The organism is Larkinella harenae (genome assembly GCF_054780515.1).
Window position 1 is genome coordinate 550,203 of sequence record NZ_BAAGWE010000003.1, and the last position, 22,883, is coordinate 573,085.

Consider the following 22,883-nt stretch of genomic DNA (forward strand, 5'->3'; position numbering starts at 1 on the left):
TGCCAGTGAATAGTTTCTAGCGCAGCTATTGACACCATCTATCGTTTACTCATTCAAAATTAGAGTTTGGGTGAATAACTATAAACTTGTTGCTGTAAGCCTAACATTTTGATGGCCGTCATGGCAGCTTCGTCGCCTTTGTTGCCGTGGATACCACCCGCGCGGTCGATAGCCTGCTGCTGGTTATTGGGTGTCAGCACCCCGAAAATAACCGGTTTTCCGGTTTGAATTCCGACCTGGGTTAATCCCTGCGCCACTGCGTGGTTGATGTAATCATTGTGTTTAGTTTCTCCCTGAATCACGCAGCCAAGGGCAATTACGGCATCAATATCGTCGCGCTGGGCAAACCACTGCGCTCCGAGACTCAGCTCAAAACTCCCCGGCACATTCCCCCGAATGATGTTACCAGCTACGGCTCCGTATTGCAGCAGGGTTTGATAAGCACCTTCAAACAGGGCTTCCGTAACTTCGGCATTCCACTCAGCCACAACAATGGCAAAGCATCGTTTGCTAATATCGGGGAGGTTTTCAGTTGAAAAAACACTTAAATTCTTTAATTCACTGGCCATCTGAACTCGGATTACACAGATTAAACAATTAACGCAGATTTAGTAACTTAGATTCAGGTTTGAGACCTGTCAACATTGACCCGGACACCTTTCTATCCTGCTAATCCGAGTCCAAAAAAAAGGACAAAACCTCGGTCGGTTTTGTCCTTTCGCAATGGGTTGTTTCAACGCTGCTTACGACTCACCGACCGTGCTTTCCAGGACGGATTTATACTTCTTGGCATTGGCGGATTCTGCCGAAGTCGGATACTTGTCGATAATCTGGTTGTACGTGCTGATTGCCTCCTGATTTTGCTTGTTTTGCTCGTAAGCAACTGCCAGCTTCATCAGGTAAGCGGGTGTAAAATATTGATTTGGCTTGTAATCAGCCGCTTTTTTATAGTAATCGATCGCGTCGCTATACGCTTTCTTTTCCATGTAAGCATCACCGATCAAGGTATACGTCCGGCCTTGTACCAGCAAATCAGAAGAGCTAAAGTTCTTCAGTTTGTCGATGGCGTCATCGTATTTTCCTTGTTTCAGCAAGGCAACACCTGAATAGAAACTGGCAAGATTTCCGGCGGGAGCCGCACTATACTCTTCCGAAATAGCGATCAAACCTTCGTTAGCACCATTACCATTCAATGCTTTTTTGAGTGAATCGGCCTCCCATTCATAAACTGAGGGAAACATCGCCGTCTGAGCTTCTTCGTCCTGGCTACTTACCCAGTACCGGTAACCAATAAAGCCGGCAATAACCAGCACAACCGCGCCCAGCAGGCCCAGAACCAGTTTCTGATTTCGCTCAAAAAACACCTCTGCCTTCCCTAACGACCCCGCTAATGCGGTAGGATCTTCCAGAAACTCCAGTTTGGAGCTTGTTTGTGTCTTACTCATTTAAGATTATCCAAAATTTGGGACTGCAAATTTAGCAAATCTCCACACAATAGAAAGAAAAACGCAGGACAAAGTTTTGATAATAAAGGAAAAAGAAGAAGAAAAGAAGGAGGAAGAGCCGAAGAAAAGCCGAAGCATTTTCTCGTTTCTTCCTCCTTTCCTTCTTTTCCTCCTTTATTCGGTAAGGAATGGATAATCTTTCTGCATGTAAACGTCTTTGAACGCTTCGTCCGGTGACGGATAAGGCGACTCTTCGGCAAACTTCACCGACTCGTCTACAATGCCTTTGATTTTCTGATCAATAGCTCCCAGCTCATCTTCAGTCGCTAATTTCTGCTCCAAAATGGCGGCACGGACGTTCTCGATGGGGTCACGTTGTTTGTACTGCTCCAGTTCGTCTTTGGTCCGGTACTTCTGCGGATCTGACATGGAGTGACCGCGGTACCGGTACGTCCGGAATTCCAGCAACGTCGGGCCTTCGCCTTTGCGGGCACGCTCGGCGGCCCGGCTAACAGCTTCGTGAACAGCCTCTACGCTCATGGCATCAACCGGCTCCGACGGCATGTCGTAGGCCTCACCAAGGGTGTATAGATCCGTTACGTTCGACGTCCGGGCAACGGAAGTTCCCATTGCATACCCGTTGTTTTCAATCACGAAGATAACGGGCAATTTCCACGTCATAGCCATGTTGAGCGTTTCGTGGAATGCACCCTGCCGAACCGCTCCATCGCCCATGAAGCACATGCAGAGGTTGGTAGTTTGGTTGTATTTCTCGGCAAAGGCAATCCCGGCACCGAGTGGTATCTGAGCCCCGACAATACCGTGGCCGCCCATAAAGTTGACCGATTTGTCAAAAATGTGCATCGAGCCCCCTTTTCCTTTCGACGATCCGGTTTGCTTACCGAATAATTCGGCCATGATGGCTTTCGGGTCAGAACCCAAGGCCAGCGGAATACCGTGATCACGGTAAGCCGTAATCCATTTATCATCTTTAGTCAGTGCCGAATACGACCCTGAGGAACAGGCTTCCTGCCCGATGTAGAGGTGACAGAACCCCCGGATTTTCTGTTGCCCATAAAGCTGACCGGCTTTTTCTTCAAACTTCCGTTGAAGCATCATCGATTCATACCAGTAGAGGTAGCGCTCTTTGGGGTGCTTGGTTTTTGTCGCAGCTGGCGAAGACTTAGATTTTTCCTTTACACTTGCCATATAGTTCTTTGGGCGTAAAAAAAGGATAACCGAATTTAAAAACGGAAATCGTTTCCGATGCAGGTAGCTAGTCATTCCATAACAAACGACCTGTATCTTTGTTGCTTAAACACGCAGTGACTCCCGCTAGTCTCAGAGGACCGGAGCACTACGGTGCCGCGAAAATACGCATTTCCCGCTAACAACCATACCGATGTATTTGGAAAAACTCAACCTGACTAACTTCAAAAACTACGAGGAAGGGAGTTTTACATTTAGCGAACAGATTAATTGCATTGTGGGGTCGAACGGCAGCGGAAAAACCAATTTGCTGGATGCGGTCTATTTTTTATCCCTGAGCAAAAGCGCATTTCACAATCAGGATGCCTTAAGTATTAACCATCAGAGCGATTTCTTTATCATTGACGGCATGTTCCGGCTCGACAACCGGCCGGTTCAGATTACGTGCAGCCTCCAGCGGGGGCAGCGAAAAGTGCTATTGTCGGACAAAAAACCGTACGATCGCATCAGCGAACACATCGGGCGCTTTCCGGTGGTGATGCTGGCGCCCAATGATACCGATCTGGTGCGGGAGCATAGCGAAGAACGGCGGCATTTTTTCGATGGAGTTTTGGCGCAGCTGGATGCCGATTACCTACGCGATTATTTGTTTTATCACCAACTGCTGAAGCAGCGCAACGGCACCCTGAAACTGTTTGCTGAACGGAATTACCTGGATGAGGAACTGCTCGAAACCTATAACGAACCGTTGCTGCAACTTGCTCAGAAGATTTACGTCCGCCGGAAGCAGTTTATTGCGGAGTTTTTACCGATCGTTCAAAAGCATTACGCCTACCTGAGCGAAGCCCGCGAAGCCGTCGACATTATTTACGAGTCAGAAGTTGGTAACGAGGAGTTCCCGAAAGATTTCCGCCGAAACCGTCAGCGCGACATTCAATTACAGCGAACCAACAAAGGAGTTCATAAAGATGATTTTGTGTTCGAAGCCAACGGCGTTGCCCTGAAAAAGTTTGGCTCGCAAGGTCAGCAGAAAACTTTTGTTATTGCCCTCAAACTGGCACAATTCGAGCAGCTTCAGGCCGAAAAAGGGACCAAACCGATGTTGCTGCTGGATGACATTTTCGATAAGCTCGATGACCGCCGGATCGGCAAACTCATCACCCTCATGGAACATCATACCTTCGGACAGATTTTCATCACCGACGCCCGGCCCGAGCGGACTCGGGAGTTGCTGGCCTCCGTGAAAGCCGAGGTAGCCTATTTTCAGACGGAAGGGTAACCACTACCCCGCCCAGTTCTCGCGGTCCAGGCTACGGTACTGAATTGCTTCGGCCAGGTGCTCGATTTCAATTTGCTTACTGCTGGCCAAATCCGCAATTGTGCGCGATACTTTCAGAATCCGGTCGTAGGCGCGGGCCGACAGACCCAACCGATCCATAGCGGTTTTTAGCAGCGCTAGCCCGGCCTCATCAATGACGCAAACGTCTTTTACCATCTGCGACGGCATCATGGCGTTGGAATAGATTCCGGTCTGCTCTTCAAACCGCTTCGTCTGGATCTCCCGCGCCCGGATCACGCGCTCCCGAATGGCGTCGCTGCTCTCGGAAGGGCGGTTGGCCGTCATTTGATCGAAGGAAACGGGCGTTACTTCAACGTGCAGATCGATGCGGTCCAGCAACGGTCCGCTGATTTTGTTTAAATACCGTTGCACCACACCCGGGCCACAGACACACTCTTTTTCCGGGTGGTTGTAATACCCGCAGGGGCACGGATTCATGCTGGCAATCAGCATAAAATTGGCCGGAAATTCCACCGCCCATCGCGCCCTCGAAATGCTTACTTTCCGTTCTTCCAGCGGTTGCCGCATTACCTCCAGCGCCGTCCGCTTAAATTCAGGCAATTCGTCCAGAAACAGCACGCCGTTGTGCGAAAGTGAAATCTCCCCGGGCTGCGGAAAGCTGCCCCCTCCTACCAAAGCCGCATCGCTGATGGTGTGGTGCGGAGACCGAAACGGTCGGGTAGCAATCAGCGTAGCCCGGCTGCCCAGCTTCCCGGCTACCGAATGAATTTTGGTGGTTTCCAGCGCTTCATGCAACGTCAATGGCGGTAAAATGCTCGGCAAGCGCTTCGCCAGCATGGTTTTTCCGGCCCCCGGTGGACCAATCATGATGACGTTATGCCCACCGGCAGCGGCAATCTCCATTGCCCGTTTGATATTTTCCTGCCCTTGAACGTGGGCAAAATCGGCTTCGTAAGCGTTTTGTGTTTTGGTGAACAACTCGCGTGTATCCGTTACCAGCGGCTCAATCGCTTTTTTTCCGGCAAAGTAGTCAACCGCATCCATCATGGTCTCCACACCAATGACATCCAGATTATTCACAATGGCGGCTTCGGGCGCATTCTCGGCGGGCAACACAAATCCCTTGTATCCTCTTTTACGAGCTTCAATGGCAATGGGTAAAACACCCTTAATGGGCCGCAGCCGACCATCGAGCGACAATTCACCCATAATAACGTATTCTTCCAGACTGCGCTCGGGATTGATTTGCTCGGAAGCCTGGAGAACACAGAGTGCAATTGGTAAGTCGTACGAAGAACCTTCTTTTCGAATATCAGCCGGAGCCAGATTCACCACCACTTTTTGCCGCGGCATTCGGTAGCCAAAGTATTTTAACGATGATTCGACCCGGTGTTCGCTTTCTTTGACGGCGCTGTCGGGCAAACCAACCAGATGAAAATGTAACCCTTGAGCCACAGCAACTTCAATCGTAATAATGGTCGCACTAACGCCATGAACGGCACTTCCGAAGGTTTTAGCCAGCATGTAAGCAGGAATCTATTTATAGGTTAGACGAACAACCGACGGGAAGGACACACGAACCTTCCGTTTTTCTGGATGAAATCGCACAAATTCACCAGATTTGACGCCCGTCTGTTTGTTAACTCTAAAAAGGCAACAAACTTTGGAGCAAAATTCAGATCAGTACGAGTCCGATAGACCTTTTAGCACCAAAAGCATGACTTCTCCCCAATCGTATAGTGAGCAGATTAAGGCGGTTTTTCGAACCGAATTTGACCGGGAACCCGAATTGCTGGTCCGTGGCCCCGGCCGGATTAATTTACTGGGTGAACATACCGATTACAACGGCGGCCTGGTGCTGCCCGCCAGTATCGACAAAGAAATTGTATTTGCTATCGCCCGGCGCGACGACTCAACGGGCCGTATCGTGGCCGAAAACCTGAATCAGTCGTTTTCGTTCGAACTCCACCAGTTAACCCAATCGTCTCTGGGCTGGCCAAATTACCTGATGGGTGTGGTTGATCAGTTGCAGAAAGCCGGTCGCCAACCCGGTGGCTTTGACCTGGTTTTTGGGGGAAACATTCCCGCCGGAGCAGGTTTATCCTCATCGGCGGCCCTGGAATGCGGGCTGGCATTTGCGTTAAATAACCTTTACGAGCTGGAGCTATCAACGCTGGACATGGTGCAACTCAGTCAACGCGCCGAAAACCAGTTTGTTGGGGTCAATTGCGGAATTATGGACCAGTTTGCGTCGATGTTTGGGCGCGAGCAGGCCGTCATTCAATTGGATTGCAAATCCCTGCACCATGAATATTTCCCGTTTCTGACAACCGATTATGCCTTGATTCTGTGCGATACGGGCGTCAAACACTCACTCGACGACAGCGAATACAACACCCGCCGGAGCGAGTGTGAAACCGGCGTTGCGATTCTGCAACAGTATAATCCGGCCATCCAGTTGCTGCGCGACGCGACCACCGAACTCGTTGATGCCCACCGCGACGAGATGCCGGGAAAAGTGTACCAGCGTTGCCGATACGTTACTGAAGAAATCCGGCGCGTTCAGGTGGCATGTCAGGATCTACTGAACAACGACTTGACGGCTTTTGGCCAGAAGATGTACGAAACCCACGATGGTTTGCAGCACGATTACGAAGTCAGCTGCCCAGAACTGGATTTTTTGGTCGACCAGACCCGCGCGGACGATACGGTTTTGGGAGCCCGAATGATGGGGGGCGGTTTTGGTGGCTGTACGATTAACCTGGTCAAACACGAAATCGCGGATTCATTTGTTAACCGACTGAAAGAAGCTTACCAGAATGAGTTCCAGATTGAACTGAAATGTTATCCGGTTCGAATCACAAACGGAACCTCGGTCCTGGAATAGTAAAAAAGTAAAAGCGGCCTCATCTGCTTTAGAACGGATGAGGCCGTCAATCTATACTTTGCGTTAGACCGTCAGCGTCCAGCCTTCGCGGTATTCCCGCTTAACATATTGATTCGCCAGATCGTAGTTGGTTACTTTCATGTTGGCGGCATCCCACAACAGTTTTTTACGACCGTTGTACTTGTCAACGGTTTTCTTCCCGTTTGGATTGTCACGCAACATCCAGCTTCTCAAAGCCAGGTTTCCAATCAAAATGCTTTCAGTGAATGGCGCTGCGTATTCGAAAGGCGAACTGGTTTTTCCTTTGCCATAACCGGCAATGCAGGCATCGACCCACTGCAAATAATGGTCTTCATTCGGCACGCGGGCAATCGTCTGAGGAACGTTCAGGCTCTCGTTGGCTTTCAGCGGCAACAGGCGCGGATTGGCCCCGTAACAATCGGCCATCAATTTCCCTTTCGACCCAACGAACAAAACCCCACCATCGGAATTTCCGAAGGCTTCGCCCGGCAATAATTCTTCCGGCAGCTCGGGCAGAATACCGCCATCGTACCAGCTTAATTTAATATCGCCTTTTCCGTCTTTCCGGGGGTAATTCAGGTGAATAGACGACGAAAACGGTGTCCAGTCCGGATTATGGTCCTGCTCGCGGAGCGTAAACGTCCAGGTACCCGCTACGCTACATTCCACCGAATTGGGGTATTCGAGGGGCAGAATCCGGAATACCGGGTCCAGAATGTGACAGGCCATATCACCGAGCGCGCCGGTTCCGTACGGCCACCAGCCACGCCAGTTCCAGGGCAGGTAGGCTTCGTTGTACGGCACTTTTTTGGCGGGTCCCAGCCACAGGTCAAAATCTAGCTCCTTTGGAACGTCGAACGTCCGGTCCGTCGGAATAGCTTGCGGCCATACCGGGCGGTTGGTCCAGGCCAGTACTTTATTGACATCGCCAATAATGCCCGAATCGTAGATTTCTTTCATCCGCCGAACGCCGTTGCCCGAACCGCCCTGGTTGCCCATCTGGGTTACCACTTTGTATTTTTTAGCCGCCTGCCCCAGCATCCGGGCTTCGTAGATGTCGTGCGTTAACGGTTTTTGGGTATACACGTGTTTTCCCAGCTGCATAGCCGCCAGCGTGGCTACGGCATGGGTGTTGTCGGGGGTCGACACGGAGCAGGCATCGATATTTTTGCGCTCTTTCGCTAGCATTTCCCGAAAGTCCTTGTAATACGTCGCTTTCGGAAAATTCTTGCGAGACTCAACGGCCTGCCGATCGTCGACATCACAAAGCGCCACAATGTTGACGTTGGGGCTCTTAGCAAATGACGCCAGGTCGCTTTTCCCTTTACCGCCTACACCAATACCGGCGATATTGAGTTTGTCGCTAGGAGCAATAAAACCTTTACCCAGCACATGACGGGGAACGATAAAAAACGAAGTAGCCGCCAGTGATGAGGTTTTCAGAAAATCCCGGCGGCTTGAATTGTCTGTAGTTTGGTGATTGTCGTCCATATGTAAAAGGGTTTAGAGAAAGGAACAGACCGGTTTCGCATCTCCGCTACGACAATGACGAACGCTCCGAAAATCCAGAACCAGACTGAAAACAATACGCAGAAAGGCGACAATCAGACTATTAAGCCGCTTAAAATTGTTGGCAGCAAACAATAAAGCCGACCGCGAATCCGCAGCCGGCTTATACCATTTATGGTTTTTAGTTTAGAAGTTACTCGTTCGGTCTGCGGTTTACAGACCAGCATCTTTTAAAAAATATATTTGTTCTCCGCAATCATCGCGTCAGCAATCCGACGGCGGGTTTCTTTCAAATTCAACGGCTCAATTTTTGTAAACCGCTTCAGGCCCATCAGCATTACCCGCAGTTCGTCGCCCTCGGCAAAGGATGTGATTGCAGCCCGGCCAGCGTTATTGATTTTTTCGACGGCTTCGTGCAGATACGTCAGTGCCAGATCCTTTTGGAGCGCAACGTCGGATTCCACTTTGGTTCGGATCCGCTTTTCGACCCGCAGCAAAACGGATTCGGCCACGTAGACTTCGATGACCATATCGGCCAGATTCATTAAGATCTCCTGTTCTTCCGACAGTTTCATCATGAATTTCTGAACCGCAGCGCCCGCAACCATCAAAACCGCTTTCTTCAGGTTCCGCAACACTTTCTTCTCGGCGGCAAACAACACCTCCTCTTCTTCGGCGCTGAAATCCGGAATGGACATGATTTCTTTGGAAACCGCCATCGCTGGCCCCATCAGATCCAGTTCACCCTTCATCGTCCGCTTCAGAATCATATCAATCGTCAGCATCCGGTTAATTTCGTTCGTTCCCTCAAAAATTCGGTTGATCCGGGCATCGCGGTACGCACGGTCCATCGGCGCATCGGCCGAGTAGCCCATCCCGCCATAAACCTGAACCCCTTCGTCAACAACGTAGTCGAGTATTTCGGAACCGTGAACTTTCATCATGGCACACTCAATCGCAAACTGCTCCAGAGCTTTCAGCTTGGCGTCGGCATCACTTACACCGTTGGCTTTCAGGCTTTCAATCAAATCATCAATGTTCTGCCCCGCCCGGTAACAGGCCGTTTCGCAGGCATACATCTTAACCGCCATTTCGGCCAGCTTGTGTTTGATCGCTCCAAAGCTTGAAATCAATGTCCCAAACTGTTTGCGCTCGTTGGCGTATCGAATGGCATTATTGAGCACTTCTTTAGCCCCCCCAACGGCGGCAACGCCCAGTTTGATCCGACCGACGTTAAGAATGTTAACGGCAATCTTAAAACCGTTGCCGCGCGTCGACAGCAGGTTCTCAACAGGTACTTTACAGTCGTTGAAAAACAATTGACGGGTATCGGAGCCTTTGATACCCATTTTGTGCTCCGGCTCGTTCATTGTGATGCCACCAAACTCTTTTTCAATCAGGAAAGCACTCAGGTTTTTATCGACTTGCCCGTTGCCATCGTCAATCTTGGCAAAAACGATAAACAGATCGGCAAAACCGCCGTTCGTAATCCACATTTTCTGGCCGTTGATGATGTAATGTTTGCCATCTTCCGACAAGCGGGCTTTTGTTTTGCCCGAGTTGGCATCCGAACCCGAATCCGGTTCCGTCAGACAGTACGCGGCTTTCCATTCGCCGGTGGCTAGCTTGGGTAAATAGTTTGCTTTCTGTTCTTCATTTCCGTAATAAACAATCGGCAACGTCCCGATTCCGGTATGGGCCGACAATGCAACGGAGAACGAATGTCCGGCGCCCGTGACTTCCGTCACCAGCATCGATGTATTGAAATTCATGCCAAACCCGCCGTACTCTTCCGGTACCGAAGTTCCGAGCAAACCGAGTTCTCCGGCTTTGTCCATCAACGATGCAATTAGCTCCGGTGATTTCGCGTGATCGATCTCATCCAGCCGGGGCCAGATTTCACGCTCCAGAAATTCGCGGCACGTAGCGGCAATCATTTGCTGTTCTTCCGTAAACTCTTCGGGAATAAACACCTGCGATGCGTCCGTTTCTTTGATCAGAAACTCCCCGCCTTTAATCGATGCTGTAGGTTCCGTGGCAATCATGACGTATAGATCAATAGGGTTGTTGTCGGGCGGTGTGCCATCACACCATTACTTGCAAAGCTAACAAAAGCCGTTATGGTATGCAAGCATACGATTAAATTTAGTACTATTCAGGTTGAATCTTGTATAAAAATCGCATTCAACAGAATGGTAACGAGCTATAAAGTGCCGTAAAAGTGGGCGTACACCGCGCGTTAATTGCTAAAAGATAGAAATTTAAGTAACAATTGGTTGTACATATATTGTTTAATAGTATCTTTCGTCAGCGATTACGAGGTATTTATGAACAATATAAATGAACTCAGACAGGTAGTCATCAGGCATATTTCGCATTTTCCGTGGGTAAAGTTCGTACTGGGGCTGAGTCTGGGAGTTTTCTTCGCATACGGAGTAAGTCAGGCCCAGGGTGTTCCCCGCGTTGGAAACCGTCTGGAATTCGCGGGCGTAACAATCCATCTGAACGAGGCAACACAGCATTTTGTCCAGCAGGAAGCCGAAATCTTATACGTCAACCGGGCTTTGGTTACTGCCCAGCTAGAACGGCTGAACCTCTATATTCCGATTATTAAGCCATTCCTGGCGCAACATTCCTTATCCGACGATTTTATATTTCTGGCACTTTATGATCCCGCGCCGGTTACGGATGAGCCTGGTAACGGTTTTTGGGCACTCGGCAAAAGTCAGCTCCCAGAATTACGTATTAATCCTTTTGTCGACGAGCGCTTACACCCGGTGCGGTCAACCCTGGCAGCCATCAATCGCCTGAAACAGCTTTACCAACAGAAAGCCAACTGGGTATCTGCTATCCACCGCTACGACCTGTTTTTGCGCGCTGATACAACCCGATTACTGGCTCCTGAAACCGGCGATAACAAGGTGTATGCACTCACGAATGCGCAGGACAGGTTTTTAATCCGGTTGCTGGCCACTAAAATTGTGCTGGAGCGGGCCATGTCGGTCTATCACCCATCCAACCAAACGGTCTTATTTCCGTATGAAGAATCACGGGGAAAAAGTATCCCGCAGATTGCGGAACAATGCCAGGCCACCGAAAAGCGTGTTGCCCAATACAATACCTGGCTGAAAGCACCCCGAGTCCCGGACCAAGACGATTATACGGTTTATATACCGGTCACACTGGAACACTACGTCGAGCTGAAACGCCGGACAAACCCTGCCGACAACAACCCGATGGCACTGCAAGATGCCGGATTTCCAGCCTTAGAGAAAATCGCTGACGCTCCTCAACGGGGCGGAACTTTTTACCGAATCAACGGAAAGAAAGGGATTCAGGCGCAATTGTTCGACAGCCGAATCACGCTGGCTTACCAGGGTAAATTGAAAGTAAAGAAATTCGAACACTATAACGATTTGCGTGGGGATCGCCCGATTGTGGCCGGTGAAATTTATTACCTGCGCAAAAAAAGTAAACGAGCCCGCGTTCCCTTCCACATTGTTAAACGGGGTCAATCACTTTGGTCAATTTCTCAGCAATACGGTATTAAGCTGGAGAGACTAATCGCCTATAACGCTATTAACCCGGAACAGCAACCCACGCCCACCCGCGTGTTATGGCTGCAAAAGAAACGTCCGCGAAATCTGCCGGTTGAGTATTACCGGTCGCCCAAATCACCTGATTCAGCACCGTCCATTCCTAAAACAGATCCTGTTCTGGTCCAAACCCGGCCCGGCGTCGCTGCACCCAAACCACAGATTCAGCCAGTAGCCCCCTTGGCCCTGCCCCCTACTGTACCACCAAGCAATACGTTAGCTATGCTGGACAGCATGATTGCTGCGCTAAACAAACCAGAGCTACCCGTCTTCCGCTCAAGTGCCACAAAAACGATTCACCCGGTTCGTTCGGCCAAGATTGCCAACCCGGAAAAACTGCCTGATGAAGAAGCGGAAGAAGTAAGTGGCCCGCTGATCATGCATATTGCCGAAAAAACCGATACCTACGCCACCGTGGCTCGCCAGTATCACGTTACGGTTCAGCAATTGTATACCTGGAATAATCTATCCGCCCTGAAACCGCTGCAACCGGGACAATTGCTGCTGATTGACCAGTCGAAAAGCCCAACCACGAAAGAGTTGGTTCCGCTGGCAACCAAACCGCCCGCCAAGCCCATCATTGCAAAACCGTCGGTAGCAAAACCAGTAACGGCTCCGGTTCCCAAAACTGTTGCAGACAAACCAGTGCCACCATCAGCTCCCAAAACCGCCGTAGCCAAGCCAGTAACGACGCCATCCCTCAAAACCGTTGTAGCAAAAACGCTAGCAGCATCAACACCAAAACCCGCCGTAGCCAAGCCGCCGATCGCCAAGCCAACCCAGGCACCCGCACCTACCTACACTTATTCCGATGAGATCATTCACGTTGTACAAGCGGGTGAGAACATGTACCGCATTGGCCTGCGGTATAACGTAAAACCAACCCAGATTCAGCAGTGGAATAACTTACCGGATCTGACAGCGGTGATCGGAGCGCGGCTAATTATTCGAAAAAAATAAAGGGAGCTGCATTGGCTCCCTTCGTTGATTAAAGTCGTTCGAAAATTCCGGCGACGCCCTGCCCTCCGCCGACGCAGGCCGACACCAGGCCGTATTTTTGGTTCTGGCGTTCCATCTCATTCAGAAGCTGGACCGATAAGCGAGCGCCAGTGGACCCCAGCGCATGACCCAAGGCGATAGCCCCACCGTTCGGATTGATTTTGCTCCGATCAAGACCCAATTCCTGAATAACCGCCAGTGATTGGGCGGCAAAAGCTTCATTCAGTTCAATCTGATCAATATCATCCTGTTTCAGACCCGCTTTTTGCAAGGCCAGCGGAATCGCATTGACCGGCCCGATACCCATGATGCGCGGTTCGACCCCGGCGGCCGCGTACGACATCATCCGCGCTTTCGGCTTCAACCCCAGCTCATTCACCAGTTTTTCGGACATTACGATTACAAACGCGGCTCCGTCGGAGGTTTGCGAGGAGTTTCCTGCCGTAACCGAACCGCCAGCGGCAAATACCGGTTTCAATTTGTTCAGGGCTTCAACACTCGTATCGGCGCGCGGCCCTTCATCTTTGTTAACGGCCCATTCACGGGTTTTCTTCTTGCCCGCATCAGCGTCAAAATAGGTTTCTTTCACCGTGATCGGCACAATTTCGTCAGCAAACTTTCCGGCTGCCTGAGCCGCCAGTGCTTTCTGGTGCGACTCATAAGCAAACTGATCCTGTGCTTCCCGACTGATTTTGAATTGCTCGGCCACCTGCTCGGCGGTCAGGCCCATACCGATGTAATAATCGGGGTGTTTCTGCGCAATTTCAAAATTTAGGGCGGTTTTCCAGCCCATCACCGGTACCAGCGACATCGACTCGGTTCCTCCGGCAATGATGCAGTCGGCCAGTCCGGCGTGGATTTTGGCCGATGCAATGGCGATGGCTTCCAGGCCCGACCCGCAATACCGGTTGATGGTCATGCCCGGCACGCTATTGGGCAGCGACAGTAGCGCCACATAGCGTGCAATCTGCATACCCTGTTCCGCTTCCGGCACGGCATTGCCGACAATCAGGTCATCGACGCGGGCGGGATCAAAATTTGGCACCTGCGCCAGTAAATGTTTAATGACTTCAGCCGCCATGTCGTCCGGGCGGGTGAGTCGTAATCCGCCCCGGGGTGCTTTCCCGACAGCGGTTCTATATCCAGCTACAATGTATGCCTCCATTTTTTTTGAGATTAAAGAGAGTAGACAAATGCATGATCTCGCACATCAATTTCTCGGCGGCTTTCCTCCCTGCAACAACCCCTGCATCCGTTCCAGCGTCTTCTTCTCGCCAGTTAGCGATAAAAACGCTTCGCGTTCCAGCTCAATCAGGTATTGCTCACTGACGGTTTGGGGTGTGCTCAGATCTCCGCCACAGATCACGTAAGCCAGCTTTTCGGCAATTTTCTGGTCGTGGTCGGATATGTAACGGCCCATGCGCATGGCCGTAATACCGGCTTTGAACAAAGCAATTCCGGTTTTGCCCTGTACTTTAATGTCCTTACGCGGTTTCGGCTGCGTGTATCCATTCTCGGCCAGTTCGATGGCGACCTGCTTGGCCTCGGCAATCAGACGGCTTCGATTCAGCACGATCTGGGCCGTGGGCAACAGATAATTCATTTCGCGGGCTTCCTGCGCCGATGTGGAAACTTTGGCCGTGGCAATGTTCATGAACATGCTTTGCAGAATATTCAATTCGGGGTCGCCGGTTTGGTACAAATCACTGGCGCGGGCGGCCATTTCTTTCGTTCCGCCCCCCGCCGGAATCAGTCCGACGCCCACTTCCACCAAGCCCATGTACAGTTCGGAATGCGCCACCACCCGGTCGCAGTGCAGATTTAATTCGCAGCCGCCACCGAGCGCCAGCGAATGCGGAGCGCCCACCACCGGAATGGCTGAATACCGCGCCCGCATCATGGTCTGCTGGAACTGCGCAATCATCAGGTTGATCTCGTCAAATTCCTGTTCGATGGCAAACATAAACAGGGTCGCCAGGTTGGCCCCCGCTGAGAAAGCCTCCGCCGATTCATTGCCGATGACCAGGCCACGAAACTCTTTCTCGCCCAGGCTGATGGCTTTGTTGATTCCCTCAATCACCTCGGCGCCCATCGTGTTCATCTTACTCCGGAATTCCAGATTCAGAATACCATCGCCCAGGTCGTACAGAACCGACCCCGCATTTTTCCAGACAACGTTGTTGGAGATGTTTTCCAGCAAGATAAACTGCTCCATGCCCGGAACAGCTTTGTAGCTCTTCGTCGGAATGTCGTAATATTTCCGAACACCGTCTTCGGGCTTGTAAAAGCTTTCAAAACCCGCTTCGAGCATGTCGTAAACCCACTGCGCCGGTTTTTGACCCAGCGACTCGATCAGCTCAACACCTTTACGGACTCCGATGGCATCCCAGGTTTCGAACAGGCCCAGTTGCCAGCCAAACCCGGCGGTGATGGCGGCATCGATGCGGTATAATTCATCGGCCACTTCAGGAATGCGGTAGCTGGCGTAACGGAACTGATCAGCGAATGTTTTACGGTAAAACTCACCCGCCTTATCCTGACCGGCCAGCAACACAGAGAACCGTTTTTTCAGATTATCTATGCTCTTCGTACCTTCCAGCGTCGCAAACTTAACCTTCTGTGATGGTTTGTATTCGAACGTTTTCAAATCAAGCGCCAGGATCACCGACTGCCCTTTTTCGTCCTTGATTTTTTTGTAGAATCCCTGCCCGGTTTTATCGCCCAGCCATTTGTTTTCCATCAACTTCTGAATCACCGACGGTAGTTGAAAACCGTCTTTGGATTCATCGTTGGTCAATACGTTCAGCAGATTACTGGCTACGTTGACCGTTGTATCCAGACCGACCACATCCGATAGCCGGAACGTCCCTGATTTTGGGCGCCCCACTACGGGGCCCGTCAGTTTATCAACTTCCTCCACCGTCAGGCCCATTTCTTCAGCCACGCGAATGGTCTGAATCATGGCGTAAATACCCAGCCGGTTGGCAATGAAAGCGGGTGTATCCTTGCACAAAACCGTTGTTTTTCCCAGGTACAAATCACCGTACTTCATCAGAAAATCGATGATCGCCGGGTCGGTATCCGGGCCGGGAATGATTTCCAGCAACCGCAGGTAACGGGGTGGGTTGAAGAAGTGCGTTCCGCAGAAATGCCGACGAAAATCCTCGCTTCGCCCCTCGGTCAGCAGGTGCATCGGGATGCCGGATGTATTGGATGTAATCAGCGTGCCCGGTTTGCGGAACTGCTCAACGCGCTCGTACAACGACCGTTTGATGTCCAGCCGCTCCACCACCACTTCAATCACCCAGTCGTACTTCCCAATATCTTGCAGGTTATCATCGAAGTTGCCGAGCGTAATGCGGCTGGCAAATTTCGAGCTATAGAGCGCTGCCGGACTGGCTTTTAGCAGATTCTGGAAAGCGTCGTTCACGATCCGGTTGCGAACAACGGGTTTATCGAGCGTCAGTCCTTTGGCTTCTTCAGCGGGTGTCAGGGCGCTGGGAGCAATGTCCAGCAGCAGTACTTCAACACCGATGTTGGCGAAATGAGCGGCAATCCGGGAACCCATAATCCCCGAGCCCAGCACGGCGACCCGACGAATACTGCGGTTTTTCGCGACCGGTACCCGGCCTTCTGATTGTGGTTTTGAAAGGGTTGTTTGCATAAGAGTCAATTCTTGCACTGAGATTCCACAGATTAATCCGTAGAATCCCGGTTCAGATTATTTTAATTAAAAATCTTCAACTCCGCTGGCTTTAATTTTGGCGTTTTCATCTTCCACCAACCGGTTGATCTCCTTCATAACCTCGAAGAAAACCACGAGCTTGTCAAGCGGAATATTTTCCCGAATCACATTATTGAACTGAATAACACCTTCGCGCGCAATTTCGCGTTTCTCCTTTCCGACGTCGGTGAGAAAAATCCGGACAAACCGTTTGTCGTTTTCGTCGACAACCCGCCGAATCCAGCCCCTTTCTTCCAGACTCTTCAGCATCCGGACGAGACTTCGGGGTTCCATGCCCAATAGTGGACCAATTTTTGTTGCGGGTGTTCCCTGTTCCAGGTCGATGTTTAGCAGCACAAAACCGATTGCCATCGTCATGTCGTAGCGGGCCGCATAAGCATTGTACATCCGCGAAATAGCGTGCCAACCCAGTTTGATGTGGTAATCGACGGTTTTTTCCTTTTTCATGTCAGTAGTACTCCTTGGTCAGGATACAGACAGTAAAGCTACAATTTTTAAGAGGTATTATGCAAGCATACCGTTAAGGAAAGAGCAATAAAATTGGGAAAAAGCAGGAAAAGATAGTAGGAATCAAGAATTATTTTACCGCCCGGATCACCGCCACGGCACCTTTTGCGCCCACGGCCCAGCATTGGCCGCCCGCACAGGAGATGGCGTGGAAAGCCGAATCGTCGATTTTTGTCCAACTCTGGCCAAAATCATCCGTGTAGCCCGTTCCCGAGGGGCCAACGGCAATGAGCCGTTTTCGCGACAATTTACCGACGCCCTCTTTCAAACCGGGCGGATTGGTGGGCGCACCGGCCCGCCAGGTTCGTCCACCGTCGGTCGTGACAGACACGTTGGCCCATTCCGCTTTTTCGTTTTTGTAGTCGCCCCCCACGGCTATACCGTTCTGCCCCGATCCATCAAACCAAAGGCCAAAGATGCCGGCGGTTGGTCCGGCGGGAATGGTCGTTTCACTTACCTGCCAGGGCGCATCAACCGACACGGTTGAATAAATTCGCCCTTTGTCGGCTCCTCCGGAAGCAATCCAGGCGCGCTGGTAGTTCTGCATCCGCCATTTATAGCCGCGCGTTATCAAACTTGTTCCGCTGGCGGCAAAAGCCGCTTCTCCTTTTTGCAAAGGCGGCAATCGGTCGGGCGGAAGGCGTTTCCAGGTTTTACCGCCGTTGGTGGTCGTTAATACGAACCATTTGCCATTGACCGGATCGCTGAAAACCATCCCTTCCCAACGGTTCCAGAAATCCATAGAATCGAAAAAGACCCCGGTCTGGTTAGTTTGATAAATCAGTTTCCAGGTTTTGCCGCCGTTGGTGGTTAGGTAAAGCCGCGCCTGTCTTTGCTCGGCGGGTCCGGCCACCATCAGGATTGCTTCTTTCGCACTGAAAGCGTGAACGTCGCGAAAATCGCAGGTTTCGGCCCCCGGCACCGTCCCGGCGTGCCAGGTTTTGCCACCATTTGTCGTACGCAGAAAGGTCCCCTTGCTGCCTCCCGCCCAAACTACGTTCCGGCTAACCGCGCTGACGGATCGGAAATTGGCATCCGTCCCACTCGTCTGCGGTTGCCATTGTGCCAAAACGAAAGAAGGAAAAAGCAGGAACCATAACAGCTTCATACGGAAAAAGAGCGGTTTTAACGCGGTAAAATGGCAATACAATCCGGTTATAGAATTCTAACGCTGGGCCGTCCTTTACTTTTGTGAACGGCTTTTCGTAAACGGTCAATCGATTTGCTTCCGTTTCCGGTATGTTTGTTCAGCTTTTCATACAACAATAACTAATAGAAGAACTTATGAAAAAGATTTTCGCCCTTATCCTAAGTCTTGGCTGGAGCGTACTAACGTACGGGCAATCGCCAGAAAACACAGTTTCCGCCAAAATTAACGGGAAAGAATGGCAGGCCAAAGCCCAACGGTTAAATCTGCCGTTTACCAACGTTAGATACCTGGCCATTGCCGGGATGAACGTCAATCCGGATGTTCAAACCTGGATCCGTTTGATTTACACCGATCAACTGAAACCGGGTACTTATCCGATCATTTCGGAAAACGACCGGGAGATGGAAAAGAAATACAAGGACGCCAACGGGAACGTCATCTGGGCGCTGGTTGATTACACCGAAGAATCGAAAGGACTGGGGCACGCGTTCCGGGACGGCGAATCATGGAAAGGCACCGTAACGATTACCAACGTAACCGATCACAGCATTGAAGGAACGTTTGAGGCAACCTTGAAAGAGGTCACTTACAAAAAACGCGCCCTGGCTACGGTTTCGGGGTTTGGTCTGCGGCAAAACATTGAAGACAAAGTAATTACAGCCGCCGGCGGTGGTATGCTAACCAAAGCGGGGCCGCACGACCACGACAACACCCGGCGCACGGAAGGAAGCGGAGAAATCAGCATTACCGAAGGGAAATTCAACGTAAGCTGGAACAGCAAAGACACGAAAAAGAAAGACAAATAAGCAACCAAGTCGATTGCCGTAGCCCCGTAATTTCATCCCTTGTGAAATTACGGGGCTATATTTTTTAGTCAACGGTTTTTTCCGCTCCCGCTCTTTGTAGCCTACTCTTTTGGCAGTAAAATCCAATTAAGATTTGATTAATCCAATCGCAGAAATAAAACATGCGCTTCTGTCTAACGTTAACTTAGAGAATGGCAGGTGAATTCCTGCGATATCGTAGTCTAACCGTCAGCAGACAACCTACATGAGATTTTTTGTGAACGTACGATCCTATGCCTGGATCGTGGCCGTGGGCGTTGGTTTTTGGATGACAAGTTGCACAAAAGACCCCGCGGTGACGCCCGAACCGCCCGTCACCAGTATTTCCTCAAAAACGGATCAATCCGTTACAAACTGGATTCTGGAAAACATGCGGGGCCTTTATTATTGGAATGATAAAATTCCGGCGAATCCAGATACAACACTGGCCCCCAGCGCTTTCTTTTACTCGCTACTTTATGATTACAATAACCGGGCTAATCCCGAACGCGACCGGTTTTCGTGGATTCAGGAGAATGTCGACGACCTCAAATCGTCCCTGAACGGCGAACAAAAAACGACCGGACTGGAAGTAAAATACTACCTGCGGGAACAAGGATCGACGAATGTAATCATGAAAGTCCTCTACGTTTTACCCGGATCGCCGGCCGAAAAAGCCGGACTGAAACGCGGTGAAATTGTTTCGGCCATCAATGGTCAGAAACTCACGACGAGCAATTACGCTTCGCTCGCCAGTGACCCGACAACGTTCAATTACGGTATTGCCAAAGTTGAAAATGGTAAGATCGTGGATACCCAAACCGTAAAAACGGCAACGGCGACGGTGTTTCAGCAAAACCCTGTACTGCTGGATTCCATCTATATCATTGGCGGTAAGCGTATTGGGTACCTGGTTTACAACCAGTTCATTCCCGGTCCCAATGGCAGTACGACCCCCACATACGATCAAAAACTGGAACAGGTTTTCAGCAAATTCAAAGCCCGGGGCGTCAATGAACTCGTTCTTGATTTACGCTACAACCCAGGCGGTTTTGTTTCCTCGTCGGTTAAGCTGGCGAGCATGATTGCCAAAGGTGTTGATGCTAGCCAAACCTTTTACCGGACGGAATACAACAAGGAAGTGATGGCAGCACTGGAAAAAGAAGGTAAAGCCGACCAGCTAACGGTTCGTTTTCAAAATAAAACGCAAAACATCGGCGGCAACCTGTCGCGCGTTTTTGTGCTGACAACCGGCGGAACGGCCTCTGCCAGCGAACTGATCATCAATGGACTAAAACCGTTCATGCCAGTCATTACCATTGGTGAAACCACGTACGGTAAAAACGTCGGTTCCATCACGATTTCGGACCAAACCGGCAAAATCAAATGGGGAATGCAACCCATTGTTTTCAAGTCTTTTAACGCGCTGAACCAGTCGAATTATTCAACGGGTTTTACGCCCACCATCGCCAAAAGCGAACCCCTCGAAGTTAAACCGCTGGGCGATTTGCAGGAAACCTATCTGGGAACGGCAATGGCGCAGATTATCGGAACGAGTGCGGCCCGGCTTCCGGCCGACCAAGGCCCTCAGTTGCCTGCTATCGGTTCGTCCGTTGAACGGCGGGCCGGGGGCAGCAACATGTTCGATGACGTAAAACCGTTGACTCGCACAACGTTCTGAGTAGTAGCGCCTATCATTTCTAAAAAGTATCCGGTCGGTTTTTCGGTAAAAACCGACCGGATGCAATCAGCGTCAGCGCATCCGTCGGCTCCGAGAAAAGATACGTCCAGCAATTCACCAAACCGCTATTAGTTTGTACGGGTACGATGGCCCGGATGTATTCATCACCTTCGTATTCATCAAGTCGGTGCAGCAACGGGTTGAAATCGGGTTTCAACCGATAGATTTCACCATGAACTACGGTTTCACTTTGCGCCTTATACACTGCGCCGGGGTACGTGCCAAGATCGTACAACCGCCCCGAAAAAAAGCCCGTTCCGCACAACTCACTATGCTGGTGAAAATACTCGGCCATCGGAACTTTTGAAACACTTAATAGCGTCCCATAAACAAACATGTGGGTTTCAGGTGTTGCAGAAGAAAGCATTCTATACGTGATATTCGGATGATCTTTGTAAATTTAAACCAAAAGTCATTCGGGCTGCTACGTCTGACCAGTATACCGCCAACCTATGTACGATAAAACCATTGGTACCAAACAGAAGGCGCTGCGGATCAACCTCGACCGACGAATTTACGGCTCCTTTGCCGAAATTGGGGCCGGACAGGAAACCGCAGCGATGTTTTTCAAAGCCGGGGGTGCATCGGGAACGATCGCCAAAACCATGTCGGCTTACGATATGACCTTTAGTGATGCGATCTACGGCCCCGAAGAAAGTGGCCGCTACGTAGTCGAATCGCGGCTGACGAAAATGCTCGGCAAAGAATATAGCTTGATGGAAAAACGACTGGCTGATCAACGTGGTGAAACAACCACGTTTTTTGCTTTTGCCAATACCGTCGTCGCCCTTAATTACCAGAAAACCAACGAATCGCACGGCTGGATCGGGCTACGGTTTCAGCTCGAACCCAAAGCCCGGTACAATGAAGTGATCATCCACGTCCGGATGCTCGACAACGAAAATGTCTTGCAACAGCAGGCGCTGGGTGTCATTGGCGTCAATCTGATTTACGGCTGTTATTACTACTACAAGTCGCCGGAAACCCTGCTGCTCTCGCTAATGGACGATCTGTCGCCGGAGCGCATCGAAATCGACATGATCCGGTTCGACGGGCCGGACTTTATGAATGTCGATAACCGGATCATGAGTTTGTACCTGGTTCGGAACGGCTTTACCAATGCGGCCTTGTTCGGGCCGGATGGCAAGGTGTTACAACCGTCAGAAGCGTTGTACAAACGCAATATTCTGCTGTTACGCGGGCGGCTGCGGCCCGTCACGAACGTTCATATCGACATGCTCAGCAACGGCTACAAGCAGTTTCTGGAAGAACCCGAAATCGATCCCGACCGCGTGGTGACGATTGCCGAGCTGACTTTACATAATCTGGCTGCCAACGTGGACCACGGTATCGACGAAAAAGACTTTCTCGACCGCGTCGATATTCTGTGTTCGCTGGGGCAAACCGTGATGATTTCGAGCTTTCTGGAATATTACCGGCTGGTGGCCTATCTGTCGCGCCTGACCCGTCAGAAAATCGGAATCATTCTCGGCATTCCGAATCTGGAGTACATTTTTGAGGAACAACACTATAAGAACCTCCCCGGCGGCATTCTGGAATCGTTTGCGACTCTGTTCAGCCGAAAAGTAAAATTGTTCGTTTACCCAACCCTGCTCTCCGATGGTGTGATTTACCGATGCCAGGATTTTCAGTTGGCTCCCAACCTGCAACCGTTGTATCAATACCTAGTTGCCAACGATAAGATTGAAGACATTGCCGATTACAACGAAGAAAACCTGCACATTTCAACCGATCGGGTCCTGCAAATGGTCAAAGCGGGAGAAGACGGCTGGGAAGTGATGGTACCCGAAGGCGTTGCTAAGATTATCAAGGATAATTGCCTATTCGGTTATCCATGCGAAGTGAAATACACCCCCATAGCAAAAAAAGCTCGGGAGACTTCCAAAGTTTCTTCTTCATAAAATACCGTCTCCCTATCGTACCATCACT

At 50.7% G+C, this 22,883-nt stretch carries 17 protein-coding genes; 6 read left to right on the plus strand and 11 right to left on the minus strand.

The genetic code is table 11. The features are described from left to right. Positions 1-59 precede the first annotated feature (59 nt). The 3 genes from ribH to pdhA form a co-directional block, all read right to left on the minus strand. Positions 60-569, minus strand: coding sequence for a 6,7-dimethyl-8-ribityllumazine synthase (gene ribH, locus ACYVH9_RS19370; RefSeq protein WP_460638031.1), 510 nt, complete (start codon positions 567-569; stop codon positions 60-62). Between the two features lie 174 nt (positions 570-743). Then, positions 744-1,445, minus strand: a complete 702-nt coding sequence (locus ACYVH9_RS19375; RefSeq protein ID WP_460638032.1) for a tetratricopeptide repeat protein — start codon at positions 1,443-1,445, stop codon at positions 744-746. A gap of 174 nt (positions 1,446-1,619) precedes the next feature. Further along, entirely contained in the window at positions 1,620-2,654 is a 1,035-nt protein-coding gene (pdhA, locus tag ACYVH9_RS19380) for a pyruvate dehydrogenase (acetyl-transferring) E1 component subunit alpha (RefSeq protein WP_460638033.1), read from the minus strand. 193 nt (positions 2,655-2,847) lie between these two features. Here pdhA and recF point away from each other — a divergent pair, with 193 nt between their 5' ends. Further along, positions 2,848-3,933 (plus strand): DNA replication/repair protein RecF, encoded by a 1,086-nt coding sequence (gene recF / locus ACYVH9_RS19385; protein WP_460638034.1) that lies wholly within the window; start codon positions 2,848-2,850, stop codon positions 3,931-3,933. 3 nt (positions 3,934-3,936) lie between these two features. On the opposite strand, the gene ACYVH9_RS19390 is transcribed toward recF, so the two are convergent. Then, the gene (locus ACYVH9_RS19390) at positions 3,937-5,478 is read right to left on the minus strand and encodes a YifB family Mg chelatase-like AAA ATPase (RefSeq protein ID WP_460638035.1); all 1,542 of its coding nucleotides are present in this window, start codon (positions 5,476-5,478) and stop codon (positions 3,937-3,939) included. Between the two features lie 193 nt (positions 5,479-5,671). Between ACYVH9_RS19390 and galK the strand changes: the two genes are divergently transcribed. Next, on the plus strand, positions 5,672-6,841 hold the full coding sequence (galK, locus tag ACYVH9_RS19395; protein ID WP_460638036.1) for a galactokinase: 1,170 nt from the start codon (positions 5,672-5,674) through the stop codon (positions 6,839-6,841). 63 nt (positions 6,842-6,904) lie between these two features. Here the strand turns inward: galK and ACYVH9_RS19400 are convergent, their stop codons facing one another. Both ACYVH9_RS19400 and ACYVH9_RS19405 read right to left on the minus strand, forming a co-directional pair. After that, positions 6,905-8,353: a Gfo/Idh/MocA family protein gene (locus tag ACYVH9_RS19400; protein ID WP_460638037.1), complete on the minus strand. Its 1,449-nt coding sequence runs from the start codon at positions 8,351-8,353 to the stop codon at positions 6,905-6,907. Positions 8,354-8,601: 248 nt separating this feature from the next. Beyond that, positions 8,602-10,416, minus strand: coding sequence for an acyl-CoA dehydrogenase family protein (locus ACYVH9_RS19405; protein WP_460638038.1), 1,815 nt, complete (start codon positions 10,414-10,416; stop codon positions 8,602-8,604). A gap of 282 nt (positions 10,417-10,698) precedes the next feature. Here ACYVH9_RS19405 and ACYVH9_RS19410 point away from each other — a divergent pair, with 282 nt between their 5' ends. Further along, on the plus strand, positions 10,699-12,927 hold the full coding sequence (locus ACYVH9_RS19410) for a LysM peptidoglycan-binding domain-containing protein (RefSeq protein WP_460638039.1): 2,229 nt from the start codon (positions 10,699-10,701) through the stop codon (positions 12,925-12,927). A 28-nt stretch (positions 12,928-12,955) separates the two neighbouring features. Here ACYVH9_RS19410 and ACYVH9_RS19415 read toward each other — a convergent pair whose 3' ends face one another. The 4 genes from ACYVH9_RS19415 to ACYVH9_RS19430 all read right to left on the minus strand — a co-directional run bounded on the left by ACYVH9_RS19415 (position 12,956) and on the right by ACYVH9_RS19430 (position 18,326). Further along, positions 12,956-14,131 carry an acetyl-CoA C-acyltransferase gene (locus tag ACYVH9_RS19415; protein ID WP_460638040.1) on the minus strand — a complete coding sequence of 392 codons (1,176 nt, stop codon included), beginning with the start codon at positions 14,129-14,131 and terminating at the stop codon, positions 12,956-12,958. Between the two features lie 45 nt (positions 14,132-14,176). Beyond that, positions 14,177-16,630 carry a 3-hydroxyacyl-CoA dehydrogenase/enoyl-CoA hydratase family protein gene (locus ACYVH9_RS19420; RefSeq protein ID WP_460638041.1) on the minus strand — a complete coding sequence of 818 codons (2,454 nt, stop codon included), beginning with the start codon at positions 16,628-16,630 and terminating at the stop codon, positions 14,177-14,179. Positions 16,631-16,696: 66 nt separating this feature from the next. After that, the gene (locus tag ACYVH9_RS19425; RefSeq protein WP_460638042.1) at positions 16,697-17,158 is read right to left on the minus strand and encodes a MarR family winged helix-turn-helix transcriptional regulator; all 462 of its coding nucleotides are present in this window, start codon (positions 17,156-17,158) and stop codon (positions 16,697-16,699) included. 130 nt (positions 17,159-17,288) lie between these two features. Continuing rightward, on the minus strand, positions 17,289-18,326 hold the full coding sequence (locus tag ACYVH9_RS19430) for an oxidoreductase (protein ID WP_460638043.1): 1,038 nt from the start codon (positions 18,324-18,326) through the stop codon (positions 17,289-17,291). Between the two features lie 176 nt (positions 18,327-18,502). On the opposite strand from ACYVH9_RS19430, the gene ACYVH9_RS19435 reads away from it, so the two are divergent. Together ACYVH9_RS19435 and ACYVH9_RS19440 are read left to right on the plus strand one after the other, a co-directional pair. Then, the gene (locus ACYVH9_RS19435; protein ID WP_460638044.1) at positions 18,503-19,174 is read left to right on the plus strand and encodes a hypothetical protein; all 672 of its coding nucleotides are present in this window, start codon (positions 18,503-18,505) and stop codon (positions 19,172-19,174) included. A gap of 256 nt (positions 19,175-19,430) precedes the next feature. After that, on the plus strand, positions 19,431-20,873 hold the full coding sequence (locus ACYVH9_RS19440) for a S41 family peptidase (protein WP_460638045.1): 1,443 nt from the start codon (positions 19,431-19,433) through the stop codon (positions 20,871-20,873). Between the two features lie 19 nt (positions 20,874-20,892). On the opposite strand, the gene ACYVH9_RS19445 is transcribed toward ACYVH9_RS19440, so the two are convergent. Then, complete coding sequence (locus tag ACYVH9_RS19445; RefSeq protein WP_460638046.1) at positions 20,893-21,300, minus strand: gamma-glutamylcyclotransferase family protein; 408 nt, start codon at positions 21,298-21,300, stop codon at positions 20,893-20,895. Positions 21,301-21,385: 85 nt separating this feature from the next. On the opposite strand from ACYVH9_RS19445, the gene ACYVH9_RS19450 reads away from it, so the two are divergent. After that, a complete protein-coding gene (locus ACYVH9_RS19450; RefSeq protein WP_460638047.1) occupies positions 21,386-22,855 on the plus strand; it encodes a TonB-dependent receptor in 1,470 nt (489 codons plus the stop codon). The last annotated feature ends 28 nt before the right edge of the window (positions 22,856-22,883 follow it).